Below are 18,905 nucleotides of genomic sequence, written 5' to 3' on the forward strand. Positions count from 1 at the left end.
TTTTGGAATTTTGATATGAAACAAGACTACAACTCAACACCAGAGGTCGATGGCAAGTTCGTTGATTTAGATGGTGAGCGTTACTACCAAATCTCTAATGTTGACCAAATGACGCCATTCTTTATTAGCGTTGTATCGTCGAGCGATCACTGGTTATTTATTTCATCAACAGGCAGCCTTTCAGCTGGACGCATTCGTCCGGAAAATGCGCTTTTTCCTTACAAGTCTGTTGACCATATTCATGAAAATGCGGAAAACACCGGCTCAAAATCCATCTTCCGTATTGAACATGGCGACAAGGTTGTACTTTGGGAACCGTTTAATACATTCCATGATGGTATTTTTGATGTTGAACGCAATCTTTATAAAAATACGATTGGAGACAAGATTGTATTTGAAGAGATAAACCATACTTTGCAACTACAGTTCCAATACAGCTGGAATACGAGTGAAAAATACGGCTTTATTCGTCGTTCAAAACTGACCAACCTCGCGAGCTTTGAGCGTAAAGTCGAAGCACTAGATGGCTTACAAAATATACTTCCTTCAGGCGCTCCGTTATCAGCTCTTCAAACAAGAAGTGCATTAGTTGATGCGTACAAGTGGAATGAACAAGTTGATGGTAGTTCATTAGCTCTGTTCAGCATGTACGCGAAATTGAGCGATAGAGCCGACCCTGCTGAATCTTTGCTAGCGACGACAGTCTTCAGCTTAGAAACGGAAAGCAGCCAAATTTTATTGACGAGTGCTCAAGTTAATGCGTTCAGAAAAGGTCGAGCGGTTAAAAGTGAACCTTTAACGAAAGGGGTTAGAGGGAGCTATTTAGTTCATAAGTCTCTGACGCTGCGAGCACATCAAACCAAAGTTTGGTCGATTGTCGCTGATATAGACAAGACTCATTCCGATATCTGTCAGCTTCAATCTGAGCTCTCTGTTCCTGCTAACCTAGCACTAGCTTTAGAAAAGAGCGTTGCAGATAATCAAGATGAATTGATCACATTAATGTCTGGCGCGGATGCGTGGCAAATAACAGCTGAAGAAAATACCAGCGTTCACCATTATGCCAATGTGTTGTTCAATAACATGCGTGGTGGCGTGTTTGAAAACGGCTATATGTTAGAAAAGGTTGACGTAGTTAAAACTATGGAAAAGGCCAACTCTCAGGTAGCTGGCCGCCATCAAGACTTTTTTGATCAGTTAGGGGATGTTTTCAGCCATTCTGAATTAGTTTCGCGCGCTAAAGCGACAGGGGATTCTCAATTAGTTCGATTGAGCTACGAGTATCTACCGCTTACTTTTGGACGTCGTCATGGTGACCCTAGTCGCCCTTGGAACCACTATGAGATTAAGCTTAAAGATGAAAATGGCGAACGCTTACTTTCTTATCAAGGCAACTGGCGTGATATTTTCCAAAACTGGGAAGCGATGGCTCTTAGTTATCCAGGGTTCATCAAATCATTCATCTCTAAGTTTGTTAATGCTTCAACGGTGGATGGTTACAATCCGTATCGAATTACTAAAGATGGTGTAGATTGGGAGCTGTTAGAGGCGGATGATCCTTGGAGTAACATTGGTTACTGGGGCGATCATCAAATCATTTATCTATTAAAATTCCTTGAGTTAGCAGACAAATTTGAGCAAAGCGATCTTATCGAATTACTAGAGAGTGACATTTTTAGTTATGCCAACGTGCCTTACGAGCTTTGTGGAGTTCAAGGCCTCTTTGATAACCCTAAAGATACCGTAGAGTTCAACCAAGACTTGCAGGAATTGACAGAGCAACGTGTAAAGAGCTTAGGCAGTGACGGTCGCTTGTTGATGACGGGTGACCAAGAAGTTTATATGGTCAACTTAATGGAGAAGATACTCGTCCCTTTATTGGCGAAATTGAGTAACTTAGTGCTTGATGGTGGTATTTGGCTCAATACACAACGTCCAGAATGGAATGATGCAAACAACGCTATCGTTGGCAACGGCCTCTCAATGGTAACCTTGTACTACATGCGTCGCTATGTTGCCTTTATGCAGCGCCTGTTAGAGAAGTCACCATCGTCATACAGTATTTCCAAAGAAGTGTTTGAGTGGATGTCTTCTGTTACACAGATCGTTTCAGAGGCAAATACAGAGATTCGTCAAGATACGGTCACTCGTCAAACGCGTAAAGCAATGCTGACTAAGCTGGCTAAATCCGCTGCTAATTATCGTGAGCGCGTGTACCGAGTAAATGGATTCTCAGGGAAAACGAAAGTTGAGAAAGAAGCGATTGTTCAATTGATGGGCGCGAGCTTAAAAGTCCTAGATTCTACGATTGCAAACAACTTGCGTGAAGACGGTTTGTACAATGCGTATAACATCTTGAGTTGTTCTGGTGAGAGCTTAATGGTTGAAGAGCTTTACCCTATGCTAGAAGGGCAAGTTGCAGTATTGAGCTCGGGTCTATTATCATCTAAACAAGCGGTTGAGTTGTTGGATAAATTGTTTGCCAGTGACATGTATCGTGCTGATCAAAATAGCTTCATGCTTTACCCTGACCGTGAGCTGGCTTCTTTTATGGACAAAAACTGTTTAGACGCTAAAGACATTGACCAGAGCAAATTGTTAAGCATGATGGTTGTTGCCAAAGATAACCGATTAGTAAACCAAGACAGCAAAGGTTCTTACCACTTCAATTCAAGCTTTGAAAACAAAGGTTTCCTTCAGGCTGCGATTGATGAAATTAAAGCCGATTACCCGTCAATTAGTGATGATGAATTTTGTCATGTATCTAGTTTGTATGAGCGTGTATTCAACCATAAAGCCTTTACTGGGCGTTCGGGAACCATGTTTGGTTATGAAGGTTTAGGTTGTATCTATTGGCATATGGTTTCTAAGTTGCTGCTAGCTGTGCAAGAAAACTATCAGCATGCTTGGAGTATGGACTCTAATAGCCAGGAAACTCTTAAATTAGCGGATTACTATTACAAAGTGAGAGCTGGTATTGGTTTCAACAAAACGCCGGAAAACTACGGTGCGTTTCCGACGGATCCGTATTCTCATACGCCAAAGCACTCTGGAGCACAGCAGCCAGGGATGACAGGGCAAGTTAAGGAAGAAGTGATTACTCGTTTTGGAGAGCTAGGTCTAGAGGTCGTTGATGGCACAATTGTAATTAACCCTTCACTTCTTAGTCCTAAAGAGTTCTTACAAAAAGCGGCGACTTTTGACTGCCAAAATATTGAAGGACAAATGCAGAGCTTTATTGTTCAGGCTGGGCAACTGGCTTTTACTTACTGTCAGGTACCGTTTATTTACCAACTCAATGATGAGCCAACACAGGGTATTGAAGTTCAGTTTAAAGACGGAACAAGTGAGGCATTTGCATCGTTAACGCTAAACCATGAAATGGCTTCACAGCTCTTTTCTCGTAGTGGTCTTATTGAGAAAGTCGTTGTCGTGTTGTCAAAGCACCAGTTACTCTAATTCTAATTTAAAGTGAAATAAAAAGGCTCTAAGTGAATACTTAGAGCCTTTCTTTTAAGTGTAAAAAATGGGGTGCTTGATATACAAAAATCAAAGCTTAGCCACGGACTCTCTTACAATCAATGTCGGGGTTAGTTTGTGCTTCAATGGGTATTCGCGTTTATTAATTAACGATAAAACACCTTTTGCAGCTTCTTCTCCCATCTCATGAACTGGAAAGTCGACCGTCGATAAGCGAGGACGAATATGCTGGCTATGAGTATCGTTATCGAAGCCTACGACTGAAAGGTCTCGCCCAATAATGAGGTTTCGCTCTGCTGCTACGTCATATACAGCAAGCGCGATGTTGTCATTTTGACAGAAAATCGCGGTGATCTCAGGGTCTCGGTCTAACAAGCGTCGCGCAGCTTCGTGGTTGCCTTGATGATCAAAGCGTCCCTCTACAAACAGCCCTGCGTCGTATTCGATACCGAACTCTAACAAGGCATTTCGATACCCTTGAAAGCGATCTCTACTATCAACTTTACTCAACTGGCCTGTGATACAAGCGACTTTTTTATGCCCGTTCTCAAGTAAGTGCTTCGTTGCAAGGTAGCCACCAAGCTCATTATCAATGTAAATACAGCGATCAGAAATCTCAGGAATAAAACGGTTGAGAACAATCATTGTTTCACTGTCTTTCGCTATTTTGATCAGTTCGTCATCACTGAGCTTGTCTGAGTGAACAATGAGGCCATCCACAAGTTTAGATTGCAAAAACTGGATAGAATCGAGCTCTTTGGTTCGTGATTCCTGGCCACTTGTAACGATTAAGTGAATATTATTTTGGCGAACGGTATCTTCGGCTGTATGCATTAATGGTCCATAGAAAGGCCCATCAAGCGAACCAACTAGCATGCCAATGCTATTTGAACGACTGGAGGCTAGAGCTTGTGCAAACGCATTAGGCTTGTAGCCCAGTTGATCAATAGCTTTGAATACTTTTTCGCGATTGGCTTCCTTTACCGTAGGGTGACCATTTAATGCTCGTGAGACGGTTGATTGAGAAACTTGAGCAAGTTCAGATACTTCTTTAATGGTGATCAATGGTAGTGGCCTTATCTCTACAAGGAGTGAACTAAGCTATATTACCTTCGTGATCAATAAGAGCCTAGTAATCCAATGATTAATATTTAAAAACTCAGAACTGCTTAACGCTAAATTTGAAGGTTAAGCATACAAAGTAAGGTCACGAATATTTCCATATACTCGTTCAAATATCAAGCAAGCGCTTTCTTTGTGTTGTAATAAAAGTGAATCTGTTTTTCTGAACTTCGTTGTAAGCTAGAAAAAACAGAAGCCTTAGAATAAAGGGATTCTAGGGTGTTATGCAGATAATCAGGTCAAAAAAATCTTGAGAATCTACACAAACCACAACGAATTTTAGCAAAATGTGAAACCCAACAAGAAAGCGCTTTCTTAAGGTGAGCGTTGTCTCTTTTTTGAACTATGCACTTTTATATACTCATTTTGAAACAGTCGTGCATGGCATATTGGGTCCATGCTCGCGGACTTATTCATTTATCGACTTTCTGTTATGGGCTCCGATATTACGTGTCGCCTGCTTAGAAAGTCGTGATACAAGGAGTTGTAATGCAAGATCTAACCAATCAGGTAAAGATATTAACGTCTTTTATTTCTGCCGCTTTGATGTCTGGCTGCACGGCGATAGAGCTGCCGGTATCCGAAAGTGCTGACTTAGCTCAAACTGAAAAAGCGATTGTGCTATCCCATGCTCCAGTTACTTTAAGTTCAGACTGGCAATTGGTGTGGGAAGACCAGTTTGAAGGCGAGCAAATAAATAAACGTAATTGGTCATTAGAAGTGAACTGTTGGGGGGGCGGGAACAATGAACAACAGTGCTACACGGATGATCCCAATAACGCATTTGTTAAAGATGGCTTTTTACACATTGTCGCGCTGAAGCAAAGTCATACTGGGCCTGACAATGCTGAAGGTACGATTGGCGGAGCAACTAAGACACTCCCTTATACTTCTGCGAGGCTTAGCACAAAAGACAAGCGTGACACCAAATATGGCCGTTATGAAATCAGAGCAAAGTTACCTGGTGGACAAGGTTCATGGCCCGCAATTTGGATGCTGCCAACCGACAATAAATATGGCACATGGGCAGCTTCTGGCGAAATCGATATTATGGAAGCGGTTAACCTAAACACACTTTCAGATGCGGCGGGAGTGAAAAATGATGATCTAGAGAGCCGAGTCTACGGGACGTTACATTACGGACGAAATTGGCCAGACAATGTTTATAAAGGGCAGGCCGCGACATTGCCAAATGGTGTGAACCCTACTGAGGGCTTCCATACATACGCGATTGAGTGGGAAGAAGGTGAAATTCGTTGGTATGTAGACAATATTCATTACGCGACTCAAACTCAAGAGGGCTGGTACAGCCAATATGAAGCGGAAGAAGGGGAACTCATTAATGCGAGTGGAGCAGCTCCGTTTGATGAAAAGTTTCATTTGTTATTGAACTTGGCTGTCGGTGGAGCGTGGTCAGCAAACGCAAATGATAAAGGCATCGACGAAGGTTTGTTTCCGAAAACAATGCTAGTTGATTCAGTAAAGGTATACCGTTGTAAGGTTGATCGTTGGAAAGGAAAAGGGTGTGCAAGTCGCTCTGAACATGCAATACAAGTAATAGGGCACGAAGCTCCAGAGATCTTAGCAACCGATGATAGTTATGCTGATGGACCAACGTTGGAGATTTTTACCGAAACTCTTAACGCAAGCTTGGCTTATGCAAGTTATGACCCATTGGATATTGTTGACTATCAAGAAGTGAGCGAACCAGATCGTGGAACAGTGCTACAAGTGAATAAGAATGAAGGATCAGGAAATATCTATTTTCGTTCTCCTGTAACGGATGTGACACATTGGCAAGAAACGGGTGAACTGGTCTTTGATTTGAAAGTTGAGAGTATGGCCGACGGGGTTGAACTACTGGTTAAGATGGACAGTGGCTGGCCGAAAACAAGTGACTATACCGTGCCGCTATCAGCAATGAATGAATGGAAGACGGTACGTATTCCAATAGCTGACATTTTAAAGAGAGACAACCGTTTTGCTGGTGGGAATCAGGCTGATCCAACAATGATCACTAACCTTTTAGTGTTTGAGCCTCAAGGAAAAATGAGTTTTAAATTAGACAATATGCGATTTGAAAAGTAAGCCTTTTAACTAAGGGGTTTGAATAAAAGTCTGAATATAAAGGGAACATACAATGTATGTTCCCTTTTTTATTTTGACGATTATTTGAGGAAGGCAATCGACGATGTATTCCGAAACAGGTTCTGAGTGATTGAACGGAGCAATTCGTCCTTAATATGTAAACAGTGACATTTTTCTTGGTTCCATGATTGTTCAAACAAAATACTTAACATCTTTATTTTTGTGACTCACGCATAAGAAAGCGCTTTCTTTGGTGGGGTTGATCACGGTTTATATTCACGAGATCGATTTATACTCTTTCCATACCAACTGAGCGGTTAGAGCCAATAAGATTAAGAGTGCATAGTGAATGTGGGCTTAGATTTGATCTTCTTTAAATCTGTTCGATTGGTTTTTTTAAGAAAAACAAAGAAAGCGCTTTCTTTTTGAAAGTATAATTTGGAACATGGAGTTATTATGAAACTTTCTAAGCTTACCCTTGCTTGTTTAGTCGCTACTGCTGGCTTGTCTACTGTACCTGCTGTACATGCCGAAAAATCGGATGGATTTGAATTTCACGGTTATTTCCGTGCTGGTGTTCTATTCAGTGAAAATGATGATTTTAAACGAGCAAAGTTCCCAGCATCTAAAGAGCGTTTAGGTCGATTGGGTGTTGAGTCGGATAGCCACTTTGAAGTTGCACTGCAGAAAAATTTTGAGAATGACGGTGGTCAGAAAATTCGAATCAAAACACGAGCAGCAGCCAACAATGCGGAATATGCAACCAACCAACTTGGTGCCAATGCCGATGCAACCAACAGCGAAATTGGTATGGCAGAAACTTTTGTCGAGTTTGAAGGTGTATCTGAAACCGGTGTTGTATGGGGTGGTAAGCGCTTTTATGGTAAAGATAATTACATCTTTATGACCGACTTTTTCTACACGGATATGTCAGGTACTGGTGTTGGTATTGAAGGTGTTGAGCTAGGTGGTAATAAGTGGGACTTTGCTTATATTGCAAGCGATGACTCTGGCGATACAAGTTTCTGGGGTGACAGCAACAACATCATGCATGCACTTCATGCTGGCGTGAACTTTGGCAGTGTTGAGCTTCACGCTATGGCTAAGTATATGCCAGACAATATGGTCGATTTAGGTTTTGGTAATGGCCCAGAAGCATTCGCTGAGAATGGCTATGAAATGACGGCAATTGTTCACACTGAGTCTGTCTTTGGGTTGTCAGATAAAGGTTTTACAAAATACATCGCGCAGGCTGGTAAAGGCTTAGGTTCAGGTAACCTTTTAGGCGGTACTCTTACGACTTACAACACGTACAAGCCTGGTAGCGACTATCAAAGTTGGTTAACGACAGGCACGGGCTGTGGTACGTCTTGTTTGAAGGCTGTTGATGAAAACGATGTATCGCTACGTGCTTTAGCATGGGGTGGGTACTTTTTTGAAAATGGTGTGAATATTTTCCACTCTCTTCAAACCCAGTACAACGATTTTGACAATGGTGACACAGACGGCTGGGTATCAGCAATGGTGCGACCAACGTTCCCAATTTCAGAAAACTTCTTTATCGCTACCGAAGCTGGTTACATGTACAACTACGAAGACCGTAATGGTGAGTCAAAGAATTCTTATGATTACAAGCTAACAGTAGCACCGACTCTAGTTGTGCACTCTGGCTTCGGTCCATCTCCAGAAATTCGCTTCATGGCATCTTACCTTGATGGTGAAATGCAAGATGGTACGGGTAAAGAGGGCGACTTTGTTGTAGGTATTCAAGCTGACATGTGGTGGTAGAATTTTTTACCTTCGGGTCTTAAGTGATATCGAGCATACCGGGGGAGTGGTATGACGGCCTTGCCTTTAGGGCGGGCAAGGTTCTCGATATCCTATTTATTGCAATAGTTGAGCTCTTTCCTAGCAGCACAAAGAGTTTCATTTTTATTGCTATGAGTCTTCCATATTTGAGTTTCGTTTCAAATGTGTTCTTGCCAAAGATACTCATCGACCGCTTCGAAAGGAGCGGTTTTTTTATGTGTGACATATCTAATCTTTTAAGGCTTAAGGTTTAAGGTTTAAGGTTTAAGGTTTAAGGGGGAAAGGGGGAAAGGGTTATGAGTTATGGGAAGAATGTTGCTTTCTAAATTCGCGAGGGCTGCATCCATTTTGGGCCTTAAAACATTTGGAGAAATAGTTGCTGTCAGAAAAGCCGCAAGACTCAGCAATGTGTTGGATGCTTTTGTTGTCGTTTAATAATAAGGATGCCGAGTGTCGAATTTGAAGGTCTTTGACGTATTGGTTTGGGGATGTATTTAAAAACTGCCTGAATAACCTTTCTAGTTGCCGCTTGCTGATATAGGCCGCTTGCGCAATGGTTTCTGTATCTAATCCTACTTCTTTGTAATGACGGTCAATATGTGCGAGAGCACGGCTCAATGCCAGGGTTGTTCTTGGTAAGCTATGGGTCTGTTCTTGATATCGCCGAGCAAGTTCTATCGCAAGTTGCTGCATTGTGCTCGTCAATATGATTTCAAACCCCTGTTCTGCGTTGTCGTATTCCGATTTGATTTGTTGTAGAAGTCCATTGATTCGTTTCAACTGAGAAAGTGATAACGTAAGCTTTGCTTGATATTCAGATGCTTGTCGAGCAATTGGTTCTACCTTGAAAAGCGCTTGATAACCTGGCATTTGACGCATTGAAGGGACCTCAAAAAAAGGCAATGCCGTATCAAACATCAAGTTTACAATCTTCAGTTTATTTACTTCACAAAATCCATGTTCAATATCCCCATTAATAACAAATACATCTCCTGTACTTAAAGGGTAAGTGTGGCTAGCTACCGTATGCTTTCCACTACCACTCACAACTAAGAAAAGTTCAGAAAAGTCATGGCTATGTACGTCAAAGTCGAAATCGTGATGACCATCGACATAGGCAAATTTTATCTGAGGATATCTCTGATGACTTTGGAGTCTAAACTTGGTTTTCATGTCGCTATTTTACCTATTTCTGTCGCTTATTTGGTAGTTAAACGCCGTGGTTAAGATTACTATTTTTTGAACAAAGACAATATTAACTTTTAGAGCGAGAGGTCAAATTTTTGCTCTAAGTAAAAAAATAGTAGGACTTTAAATGAATACTGTGGAAATTCTCGAAGCACAGAAGCAGCTTGCACCCATAAGTCGACAAGCGGCTACTGAGGGCATTGTGCTACTAAAAAATAGTGATTCAATATTGCCATTGCAGGCTAGTGATACGGTGTCTCTTTTTGGTCGCTGTCAGATTGATACCTACCGAAGTGGCACTGGATCTGGTGGAGCTGTGAATGTCCCTTATTCCGTTAATGCATTACAGGGCTTGTATGAGAATCCAAACATCAATCTTAATCTCAGTTTGGTGGAGGTATACAAACGTTGGGTCAAGGACAACCCGTTCAATGACGGAGGAGGTGGTTGGGCAGCAGAACCTTGGTTTCAAGATGAAATGCCTCTTTCAAATTCAGTTGTGATGGATGCCGTTGCCAAATCTAACAAAGCCGTTATTTTTATCGGTCGAACGGCGGGTGAAGATCAAGATAATGCACAGCAGCAAGGCAGTTACAATTTAACCGCGCTAGAAATACAAATGTTGGAGAAAGTGACAGAATATTTTGATGATGTCATTGTGATACTGAACGTGACCAACATAATCGATATGTCATGGACAAGTTCACTTAAAGGTTCTGCTGCGATTAAGGCTGTTCTGTATAGTTGGGCCGCAGGTATGGAAGGTGGGCATGCTTTAGCTGATGTTTTATCAGGTGATGTTAGCCCGAGTGGACGTTTGACCGACACTATTGCGCACTCTTTATCTGATTATCCTTCCAGCGCTAGCTTCGGAAATAAAGAGCGTAATCTGTACCAAGAGGATATCTATGTCGGGTATCGGTATTTTGAAACTTTCAATCCTAAAGCTGTTCAATTTGAGTTTGGTTTTGGGCTGTCCTACACCCGCTTTTCCAATAAATTAAATGCATTGACGACTCTTGGTTCCGGCTCTGAACAAGAGTTGGTCTTCGATATTGAAGTTAAAAACATAGGCGAGAAATACAGTGGTAAGGATGTGGTTCAACTGTATGTTGAATCGCCTCAAGGTCACCTTGGTAAGCCTTCACGAGCACTGATCGGTTTTGTGAAAACACCGACCTTGGACCCGCAAGATACGGTGTGTTTGACTATTTCATGTCCTCTATCTTCCTTCGCATCATTTGATGACTCCGGTAAAACGGGACACCCAAATAGTTACGTACTTGAAGCTGGAGAATATCACTTTTATCTAGGAGGAAGTGTTCGCCAGGCAAAGCTTGTTAGTGAGAGCGTTAAAATAGAAGAGCTGTTAGTTGTTGAGCAATTAACGGAAGCACTTGCTCCTGTCACCGGATTTAGTAGGTTGATCCCAAAAGGCAACGAGGAAAATGGTGTTTACAGTTGCGATTACGAATCTGTGCCGCTGCGAACTATTGATTTGAGTAAACGTATTCTGAGTGAGCTTCCAAGCTCTATTCCTCTTGGTGAAGATACGGGCATTCGTTTACTGGATGTTAAGCAGGGGCGAGCGAACATTGACGAATTTATCTCGCAAATGACCGTAAAGCAGTTAGCGACAATTGTTCGTGGGGAAGGTATGTGCAGCCCTAAGGTGACGCCAGGTACTGCTGCTGCTTTTGGGGGTGTTTCGCCGAGCTTATTTGATTTAGGTATCCCTGTCGTTGCAGCTGCTGATGGTCCGTCTGGTATCCGAATGGACAGCGGACATAAAGCATCTCAAGTCCCAATTGGTACATTATTAGGCTGTACATGGAACCCAGAACTGAATGAGAAACTATTTCATTTAGTGGGGAAAGAGATGCAAGCCAATCATATTGATACGTTGCTTGGTCCTGGGATTAACATCCACCGCCACCCTTTGAATGGTCGAAATTTTGAGTATTTCTCAGAAGATCCATTTCTCTCAGGGGTAATAGCTGCATCTCAAACTCTTGGTCTTAAAGCTGCAGGAGTATCTGGCACAATCAAGCATTTGGTGGCGAATGATCAAGAAACGTCACGGTTTGATGTTGATAGTGTTATATCTCAAAGAGCACTTCGTGAGATTCATCTGAAGCCTTTTGAAATAGCGGTAAAACAAGGAGGAGCTTCGAGTGTTATGACCTCCTACAACCCTATTAATGGTCACTGGGCTGCATCCAATTACGACCTCAATACTACGATTCTTCGTGGGGAGTGGGGTTATAAAGGGATAGTGATGACGGATTGGTGGGCAAAAATGAATGACCCAATCAAAGGTGGCTCTGAAAGTCGAAGTTACACATCCTTTATGCTTCGCTCTCAAAATGATCTTTATATGGTTGTTGAGCATGATGGTGCGGAAAATAACGTGTCGAATGACGATACGTTACAGGCGCTTGAAAACGGAACGTTGAGCTTAGGGGAGTTGCAACGAAGCGCGATGAATATTTGTCGTTTTATTATGGACTCTCCAGCAATGGGTCGCCCATTAGTCGCTTTTGATCCAGTTAAGAGCTTTGAGGCGACCCAAAATCTTAATAAACAACAGAGTAAAACTGATGGAGACTTTTGCTCTCTGACGGCAGAGCAACATGCAATAGTATTACCACTTAATATCAGAGAAAACCGTAGCATTGTTTTGGAAGTTAAACAGGCTGGTGTGTATCGATGTGCAGGTATTGTTAACTACGATAGTGGCACTTTGGCTCAATCTGCGTGTAGTTTAAGTCTCAATAACGTGTACGCGATGTCTCTATCAGTGAATGGTACTAATGGCGAGACAGTTTCAGTTGAGGGGCTCTCCGTTAAGCTTGATAAAGGCTTTTATTCTTTGGATATTGAATTCATCAAATTAGGCTTAGAATTGGAGCAATTAGTATTTTCGTTTATGCCTGAATAGGGCTAAGGGATAACAGTCGTTTATTTAACTCTCGTTGCTCAAAAAAGAGGTAAAGTGAGAGAAAATAAACGACTACTTTGAGGTTGAGTTATTGTGCTTTTTGATATTGCTTCATCGCGTCAACAAAGGAGTTTCGCATCCCTTCGATTCCTAATCGCTCAGATTCTTCAACGTAAGTCAGTGCTGCACTAAAATCTCCAGATGAAACCGAGTTTTCTATAAGAGTTTGATAAACCTCTTTCTTATTCAGTGTATTTTCCGTTAATAAATCTGATTGGGCTACGGTTGATTCTGGAATAATTTGTTGAACTCGCTTTTGACGGTTTTGTTCTTCAACAACGGTGGTTACCGCTGTGAATTTAAAATCAAAGGAGACTTTCCCGATTGCAGAATGAGGGATGGCGTAGTCCGTGTTATGAGCGATGTTTGCCTGGATATCACCAGAACGTATCGCCATATCACTTGGTTTTTCGACAGGAGTTGTTTCCGCGAGTGCTTCGCTGGTTGTGAATACGACCAAGTAAGCAGGAGCCTCGCCGTTTAAGTAACGTTCTTGCAGTTCGATTTGCGCGCCATATTGTGCACCATCAAGCAGGCTAAGTGGTTGGTACTTAATACTTTCATTGCCAATGACATCTAGCGGCTGGTAATTTTTGTCTAAGACTAAAAGTGACGGAACGAATGCTGAATAACTAGCATTTGAAGTCACTGAAAAACGAATAGCATCTAGTGTTGCAGGAAGCTTTAGCCCTCCAGCAAAGGATCGGCCCGATTTGAACTCGATCTTAGGGCTTGCTGTGGTGATCGAAACAGATGTTTCTTCTGGGTTCGTAACGCTTTGATATTGAATTGTACTCAGGTTTTCACAGCAGTTTTCGTTGTTCTGTAGTGACTCTAGCCCCGGAGAAGTTTTGTGGTAGCTAACCGGTGACTCTGTCACTGTTGAACAGGCGCTTAGTGCGAATACCGCTGGTAGAATTGCTAAATATTTCATAATTTCTCACAGTTAAAAAAGCATATCTGATTCAGAGTGCCTGATTGATAATAGAGACACACTACAAGAAAGCGCTTTCTTTTTGAGTGACGAACACCAAATTTAAAGAAATACTCGCTAATAATTAGTACGAATTAGGTAACAGGCTGCCGTTGGGCTGTTACCTAGATTGAAAGTTAACGAGATACCGAACTTAACAACTGAGTAAAGCGTTGCCATGATTTTTGGTCAGCTTCATGTTGATAGTTATTCGATCCGAATACTGTGAAGGCGTGTGGCGCACCACTATAAGTGATCATCTCATGCGGAACTTTGGTTGATTCAAGTTGAGCGGCGAGGCTTCCAAAGTCGTGCATTGAAATCATGGCATCAGCCGTGCCGTGGAACACGACTACGGGAGCTTTAGTCTGCGAGTAGTCTTGACCTTTTGGTGTTGATAAACCGCCATGGAAGGTGACATAAGCCTTCGAAGGAATGCCCGCACGAGCGGCTTCCAATACAGCGGCTCCGCCGAAACAGTATCCCATCATTACGTTGTTATCTAAGTTGCCGCCAAGTCTTTTCGCTTCCATGGCACCAGCGTTGAGCAACGTACGCATTTTTTCTCTGTCTTTATACAGCTCGCCTGTATGTTGCTTTTTATCTTTCACTTCCGTAGGGCGAATGCCTTTACCAAATAGGTCGATGGCGAACACGTTGTAACCGAGTTCGTTGAGCATCTCAGAACGTTTCTTTTCGTAATCGGTTAAGCCATCCCAATCGTGTATTAGCAGTACCAAAGGCGCTTGGTCACTGGCTTCACTCCAATAACCTTCGTAATCCATCCCATCGACTTGGTAAGTGACGTTTTCTCCTGATATCGCAGAGAAGGGCAGTAAAACTGAAAACAGGCCGAGCGTAGTGAGTTTTCGCATGCGTAATTCCTTTCGATGACAATTGACGTTCCAATCGAAAGTATAGATAACGCGATGATTCTCGCCAGATTTCTGTCTCTAACTTGAAATGTCTGGCAGGGATAGCAGGTGGCTATTACTGATAAACAGCCATCGAAAGGGAGTGCGATGGCTGTTCATGATGCGCTGAGAAATTCTCAGTTCGCAGAAACGCGGGGCATTAGAGTAGAAAAGAACGGATTACTACCAAGTAGCGTTATCAGCGGTGTGGCTACTTCGAAGTTCTGGGTACTTACGTTGATAGCGCGGCAACATCGACTCATTACCTAAGATGCCACCTTGATGGATATAGATGACGGTTTTGGTTGGGTTCTCTTCTTGCCATTGCTCTAAGCATTGCCACATTAATGGGTCGTAGAGCAGGTCGAATTCAATATCAGTTTGTTCTTGTAGATCCAACCAAGTTTGATAGTCCTGCTGGTACAACTTACCAAAGTGGTGTTTGGCTTTAAGCGGTAATATCTGCGGGTGATCGGTTTCGCCAAGCTCGTTGAACTGTTGCGTTAGGTAATCACTGCCGCCAACACATGCACAGGTTAATACCGGGATGTTGTGTAGTTTTAAATGCTTATGTAGATACAGAGCCGTGCTGCCTGTGCCTGCTGGCAGTGCCACAACAAAATCGTATTGGTTTTCAAAGCGAGTCCAGCTCAGTATTTCCATCGCCAGTTGTTTTACGCCATATTCAGAAAGCTGAGAGCGTCCACCTTCTGGTAACACAATGCATTGTGAGTCAGGTTGTCTTACTTGCTCAATATACTCTTGTGGATGAAGCTCAGAGCCTGTTTCTTTGACTGAAATAACCTCAGCCCCGAGATCGATAGCGCCACGGTAGTTGCCGAGTGGGCGTTCTTGTAGCCATCGAGGTAGGTGATCAACGTAAAACTCAAGCGTCCAACCTTTGATTTTTGCAAGTGCGGCTAGCGAGAACAATGAGTTGGCTTGAGCGGAACCATAGCTTATTAGGGTGGTAGTGCTTGGGTGCTCGTCTTCCAGTAGCTTCATGAACTTTCTGGCTTTGTTGCCGCAAAAGTGGGAATGAAGCTGATCGTCACGCTTTAAGAAAAAGGTGTGGTCGTTGTATTGATGTTGAGTTACAGGGCTATTATTTAGTTTCATCGCACTTAGACAAAATGCTGACTCAAGAGCCAGCATTTTTAAATCAAATAGGACGGACGAGTATCTAGTAGCCAGAGGCGGCTGTAAACCAACTAAATCAAGTTTTCGTTCGATATTGACGCGGATGAATCGGCTTGAAAGGTGATCTTGGCTGTGCATCCACCACAGCTGCGATTAAACAATTCAAAGTCCCAATGAAAACGCTGACACAAGTCATCGACAATCAACAAACCTAGCCCGTGTCCATTCGGGTTGTATTGCTCCTGCAGGCCTTCGCCTTGGTCTTCAATAATAAGACTGTCTTGAGAAAGGGTAATAGTTACTGTACCGCTATTAGTGGCTGCAATCGCGTTTCTTAACAAGTTACCGACCAACATATTCATTATCGCGCTGGTGGCCTGAATTGTGGGTTCTGATTGAACTTGTAAGGTTATCGCGACTTCCTTCTCGTCAGCCTGCAACGAATTTTTAGAAACGATAGTCTCTAGCTCTTGCTGGCTGAATAAGCGTAGCGGTGCATCGTCACTGTTTCTTTCATAGCGAACGAGACCAAGCAGTGCATCGACCATTTCAGACATTTGAACAATGGCTTCATCAATACGTTCAACCTGACGAGATTGAAATTCGGTTGTTTCGCTTCTCAGTAACAGTTTGTTGGCACCACGAGCAACAGTCAACGGAGTTCTTAGTTCATGACTTGAGTAGCGTGCGAAAGCTTGCTCGCGTTTTACTAGAGAATTGATTTCTCTTCTGTATTGATTGAGTTGATCCGTCAACTGACGAAACTCCACCGCCGCATCGTCATTCACTCCAAATTCTTCGTTTAGATTGAGCTTATTGGATTCAAGCTGTTCAGACAGGGAGTTGAAGGGCTCAATCAGCCGTTTAGACAACCGATAGAGCAGAGCTCCGAAGCTGAATATTAGAATAGAGAGAAGGGCTAATACAAATGTGGTGGCATAAACGAGCTCAAAGACACTAAGCTCGACACGGTCTATTTCAGAAAGCAGAACAATAGGGTGAGTTCTACCTTCATGAGTATACTCGCCTACATAGACCATGCGAGATTCTGGATCTTCACCGACCTCACCAATGAAATTTTCTTTGCCTTCAATATACTTTAAATACTTTTTCGGTAGATAGGAAAGATCGTTGTAAGCGATAGTCAGGTCATCAATACGAAGCTCTCCACTTTCACCTGACTGGAATAACCCGACTGCATAGTTGCGGTCAATTAGGATGCGTCTTTCACCCACGCGGTCTTCCGACAAGTACAGGGCTGTGATAAATACCACATAGACAAATGCCGACACAATTACGGCCATTAACCCAAAGAAAACCGCTAAGCGGCCCGTTAGGGTTTTTGTGCTTGTAAGAACATTTGAAATCAATTCGATGGCTCCAATCGGAAGCCAACTTTAGGCACCGTAATTAACATCTGAGTGTCGAAAGGCTTGTCGAGTTGATTACGTAACTGATAAATGTGACTGCGCAACACATCATTGTTGGGTTCGTTTTCTTCCCATAACTTGTAGGAAATAGCTTCACGAGTGACTACTTCAGGTGCGCTTTGGCACAGCATCTCAAGTATGGTGTAAGTGGTTGGGTTGAGCGCTAGTAGTTTATCTTGGCGGTAAGCTTTACGGGTTTTTTGGTCGATGGTGAGTTCATCGAACTGAAGTTTTGAAGAGGCGACTTTTCCGCGGTAACGACGGACTAACGCGTTCATTCTTGCTTCTAGAATATCCAAATCAAATGGCTTGGTGAGGTAATCATCGGCACCGTGTTCAAAGCCTTTCAGCATATCTTCTCGGCTATCTAAGGCGGTCAGCATCAAAATAGGTGTCGCGTTACCTTGGTCTCGCAGTTTATTACAAACCGTTAGGCCGTCCATTCTCGGTAACATTAGATCCAATATGATGATATCAAATGAGTTTTCCAACGCGAGTTGTAGGCCAAGTTCACCGTTGTCTGCGTAATCGAGTTCCATGCCAATACACTCAAAATAATCAAACAAGACACCTGCAATTTCACGGTTATCTTCGACTAATAGAACTCGTTTCATTTTGATTCTCATACAGAAATAGACAGTAACATTATCCTGAGTGAGCGTGAAAAATATGTCAATAACATAACTTTCACTTATGGGAGGGTAGATTGGCTTCAGATTAAAAAATAGAAGAACGTATTATGTCTGAACTTCATATTAGCCGCCCTAAGATATCTACATCGCAGATCAATCCTGCGGTCTCTTTGTCTATCATTGTGCCTTTTTACGATGAACAAGAGGTATTGGAAGAGTTCCACTCTCGCCTTACCAAGGTGCTTGATAGCTTACCGATCACGAGTGAGATTGTTTATGTCGACGATGGCAGCAAAGACAACAGCTTGGACTTGGTGAGTTCATTCACTTCAATCAACAGCTCAATCTCGGTGATTGGTTTAAGCCGTAACTTTGGTAAAGAGTCAGCCATGAGTGCTGGCCTTGAGCATTGCCGAGGACAAGCGGTGATCTTGTTAGACGCAGACCTGCAAGATCCGCCGGAGCTGATCCCACAAATGGTTGCCAAGTGGCGCGAAGGCTATGACGTTGTGAATATGCAGCGCAGCCAGCGTGATGGTGAAACGTGGTTTAAGAAGTTTTCAGCGGCGAGCTTTTACAAAGTCATGAATGTGGCTGCGAAAATCGATGTTCCTGAAAATGTCGGTGATTTCAGACTGTTGAGCCGTGAAGTCGTCGACCATATCAATCAACTTCCTGAACGTAATCGCTACATGAAAGGTATTTTCTCATGGCCGGGTTTTAGGCAAGCAACGATTCAGTTTAAGCGCGACGCGCGCTTTTGTGGCGAGACCAAGTGGAACTACTTGAAGCTGGTTGGCTTGGCGATGGATGGCATCACTTCATTCTCTATCCGCCCACTGCGTATTGCGACGGCCGTTGGTGGCTTAGTGGCACTTACCGCTTTTGTGTATGGCGTCTTCATCGTGTTCAAAACCATGATGTTTGGTGAGCCTATTACTGGCTATCCGTCAATGATGGTGGTACAGCTTGCCCTTGGCGGTATCCAACTGTTGTGTATTGGTTTAATGGGAGAGTACATAGGTCGTATTTTCATTGAAACCAAGAATCGTCCTTTGTATCTGATCCAATCGGTGGTCGATACACCGGCATTAAAAACACATTCTAAATTAGAGGAGTCAGCATGAG

The 18,905-nt window shown here is 42.9% G+C and carries 12 protein-coding genes; 5 read left to right on the plus strand and 7 right to left on the minus strand.

Translation table 11 applies throughout. The features are described 5' to 3' along the window. Positions 1-15: 15 nt before the first annotated feature. Positions 16-3,459, plus strand: a complete 3,444-nt coding sequence (locus AB4482_RS08285) for a hypothetical protein (protein ID WP_102319663.1) — start codon at positions 16-18, stop codon at positions 3,457-3,459. A gap of 90 nt (positions 3,460-3,549) precedes the next feature. Here AB4482_RS08285 and AB4482_RS08290 read toward each other — a convergent pair whose 3' ends face one another. Next, positions 3,550-4,545, minus strand: coding sequence for a LacI family DNA-binding transcriptional regulator (locus AB4482_RS08290; RefSeq protein WP_372180778.1), 996 nt, complete (start codon positions 4,543-4,545; stop codon positions 3,550-3,552). Between the two features lie 546 nt (positions 4,546-5,091). Between AB4482_RS08290 and AB4482_RS08295 the strand changes: the two genes are divergently transcribed. Beyond that, the gene (locus AB4482_RS08295; RefSeq protein WP_372180779.1) at positions 5,092-6,690 is read left to right on the plus strand and encodes a family 16 glycosylhydrolase; all 1,599 of its coding nucleotides are present in this window, start codon (positions 5,092-5,094) and stop codon (positions 6,688-6,690) included. Positions 6,691-7,146: 456 nt separating this feature from the next. Continuing rightward, positions 7,147-8,478 carry a carbohydrate porin gene (locus AB4482_RS08300; RefSeq protein ID WP_017070688.1) on the plus strand — a complete coding sequence of 444 codons (1,332 nt, stop codon included), beginning with the start codon at positions 7,147-7,149 and terminating at the stop codon, positions 8,476-8,478. A gap of 315 nt (positions 8,479-8,793) precedes the next feature. Here the strand turns inward: AB4482_RS08300 and AB4482_RS08305 are convergent, their stop codons facing one another. Then, the gene (locus AB4482_RS08305) at positions 8,794-9,672 is read right to left on the minus strand and encodes a helix-turn-helix domain-containing protein (protein WP_017071401.1); all 879 of its coding nucleotides are present in this window, start codon (positions 9,670-9,672) and stop codon (positions 8,794-8,796) included. 142 nt (positions 9,673-9,814) lie between these two features. Between AB4482_RS08305 and AB4482_RS08310 the strand changes: the two genes are divergently transcribed. Continuing rightward, positions 9,815-12,628, plus strand: a complete 2,814-nt coding sequence (locus AB4482_RS08310) for a glycoside hydrolase family 3 C-terminal domain-containing protein (protein WP_017071400.1) — start codon at positions 9,815-9,817, stop codon at positions 12,626-12,628. An 88-nt stretch (positions 12,629-12,716) separates the two neighbouring features. On the opposite strand, the gene AB4482_RS08315 is transcribed toward AB4482_RS08310, so the two are convergent. The 5 genes from AB4482_RS08315 to AB4482_RS08335 form a co-directional block, all read right to left on the minus strand. Then, positions 12,717-13,622 (minus strand): MalM family protein, encoded by a 906-nt coding sequence (locus tag AB4482_RS08315; protein WP_061038885.1) that lies wholly within the window; start codon positions 13,620-13,622, stop codon positions 12,717-12,719. Between the two features lie 176 nt (positions 13,623-13,798). Next, complete coding sequence (locus tag AB4482_RS08320) at positions 13,799-14,536, minus strand: dienelactone hydrolase family protein (protein ID WP_136973590.1); 738 nt, start codon at positions 14,534-14,536, stop codon at positions 13,799-13,801. A 222-nt stretch (positions 14,537-14,758) separates the two neighbouring features. Then, complete coding sequence (locus AB4482_RS08325) at positions 14,759-15,694, minus strand: pyridoxal-phosphate dependent enzyme (protein ID WP_136973591.1); 936 nt, start codon at positions 15,692-15,694, stop codon at positions 14,759-14,761. A 92-nt stretch (positions 15,695-15,786) separates the two neighbouring features. Beyond that, positions 15,787-17,085 carry a HAMP domain-containing sensor histidine kinase gene (locus AB4482_RS08330; RefSeq protein WP_017063525.1) on the minus strand — a complete coding sequence of 433 codons (1,299 nt, stop codon included), beginning with the start codon at positions 17,083-17,085 and terminating at the stop codon, positions 15,787-15,789. Further along, positions 17,082-17,759, minus strand: coding sequence for a response regulator transcription factor (locus tag AB4482_RS08335; protein ID WP_017062034.1), 678 nt, complete (start codon positions 17,757-17,759; stop codon positions 17,082-17,084). Before AB4482_RS08335 ends, AB4482_RS08330 begins: the two co-directional genes overlap by 4 nt. Before the next feature lie 125 nt (positions 17,760-17,884). Here AB4482_RS08335 and AB4482_RS08340 point away from each other — a divergent pair, with 125 nt between their 5' ends. After that, positions 17,885-18,904, plus strand: coding sequence for a glycosyltransferase (locus AB4482_RS08340; protein ID WP_372180781.1), 1,020 nt, complete (start codon positions 17,885-17,887; stop codon positions 18,902-18,904). The last annotated feature ends 1 nt before the right edge of the window (position 18,905 follow it).

This window comes from Vibrio sp. 10N.222.55.C7 (assembly GCF_041473335.1).
Classification (GTDB): domain Bacteria; phylum Pseudomonadota; class Gammaproteobacteria; order Enterobacterales; family Vibrionaceae; genus Vibrio; species Vibrio crassostreae_C.

What these genes read in the sequence shown, in the direction of transcription:
- AB4482_RS08285 (WP_102319663.1), top strand. Translation starts at nt 16, where the DNA reads ATGAAACAAGACTACAACTCAACACCAGAGGTCGATGGCAAGTTCGTT.
- AB4482_RS08295 (WP_372180779.1), top strand. Translation starts at nt 5,092, where the DNA reads ATGCAAGATCTAACCAATCAGGTAAAGATATTAACGTCTTTTATTTCT.
- AB4482_RS08300 (WP_017070688.1), top strand. Translation starts at nt 7,147, where the DNA reads ATGAAACTTTCTAAGCTTACCCTTGCTTGTTTAGTCGCTACTGCTGGC.
- AB4482_RS08305 (WP_017071401.1), bottom strand. Translation starts at nt 9,672, where the DNA reads ATGAAAACCAAGTTTAGACTCCAAAGTCATCAGAGATATCCTCAGATA.
- AB4482_RS08310 (WP_017071400.1), top strand. Translation starts at nt 9,815, where the DNA reads ATGAATACTGTGGAAATTCTCGAAGCACAGAAGCAGCTTGCACCCATA.
- AB4482_RS08315 (WP_061038885.1), bottom strand. Translation starts at nt 13,622, where the DNA reads ATGAAATATTTAGCAATTCTACCAGCGGTATTCGCACTAAGCGCCTGT.
- AB4482_RS08320 (WP_136973590.1), bottom strand. Translation starts at nt 14,536, where the DNA reads ATGCGAAAACTCACTACGCTCGGCCTGTTTTCAGTTTTACTGCCCTTC.
- AB4482_RS08325 (WP_136973591.1), bottom strand. Translation starts at nt 15,694, where the DNA reads ATGAAACTAAATAATAGCCCTGTAACTCAACATCAATACAACGACCAC.
- AB4482_RS08335 (WP_017062034.1), bottom strand. Translation starts at nt 17,759, where the DNA reads ATGAAACGAGTTCTATTAGTCGAAGATAACCGTGAAATTGCAGGTGTC.
- AB4482_RS08340 (WP_372180781.1), top strand. Translation starts at nt 17,885, where the DNA reads ATGTCTGAACTTCATATTAGCCGCCCTAAGATATCTACATCGCAGATC.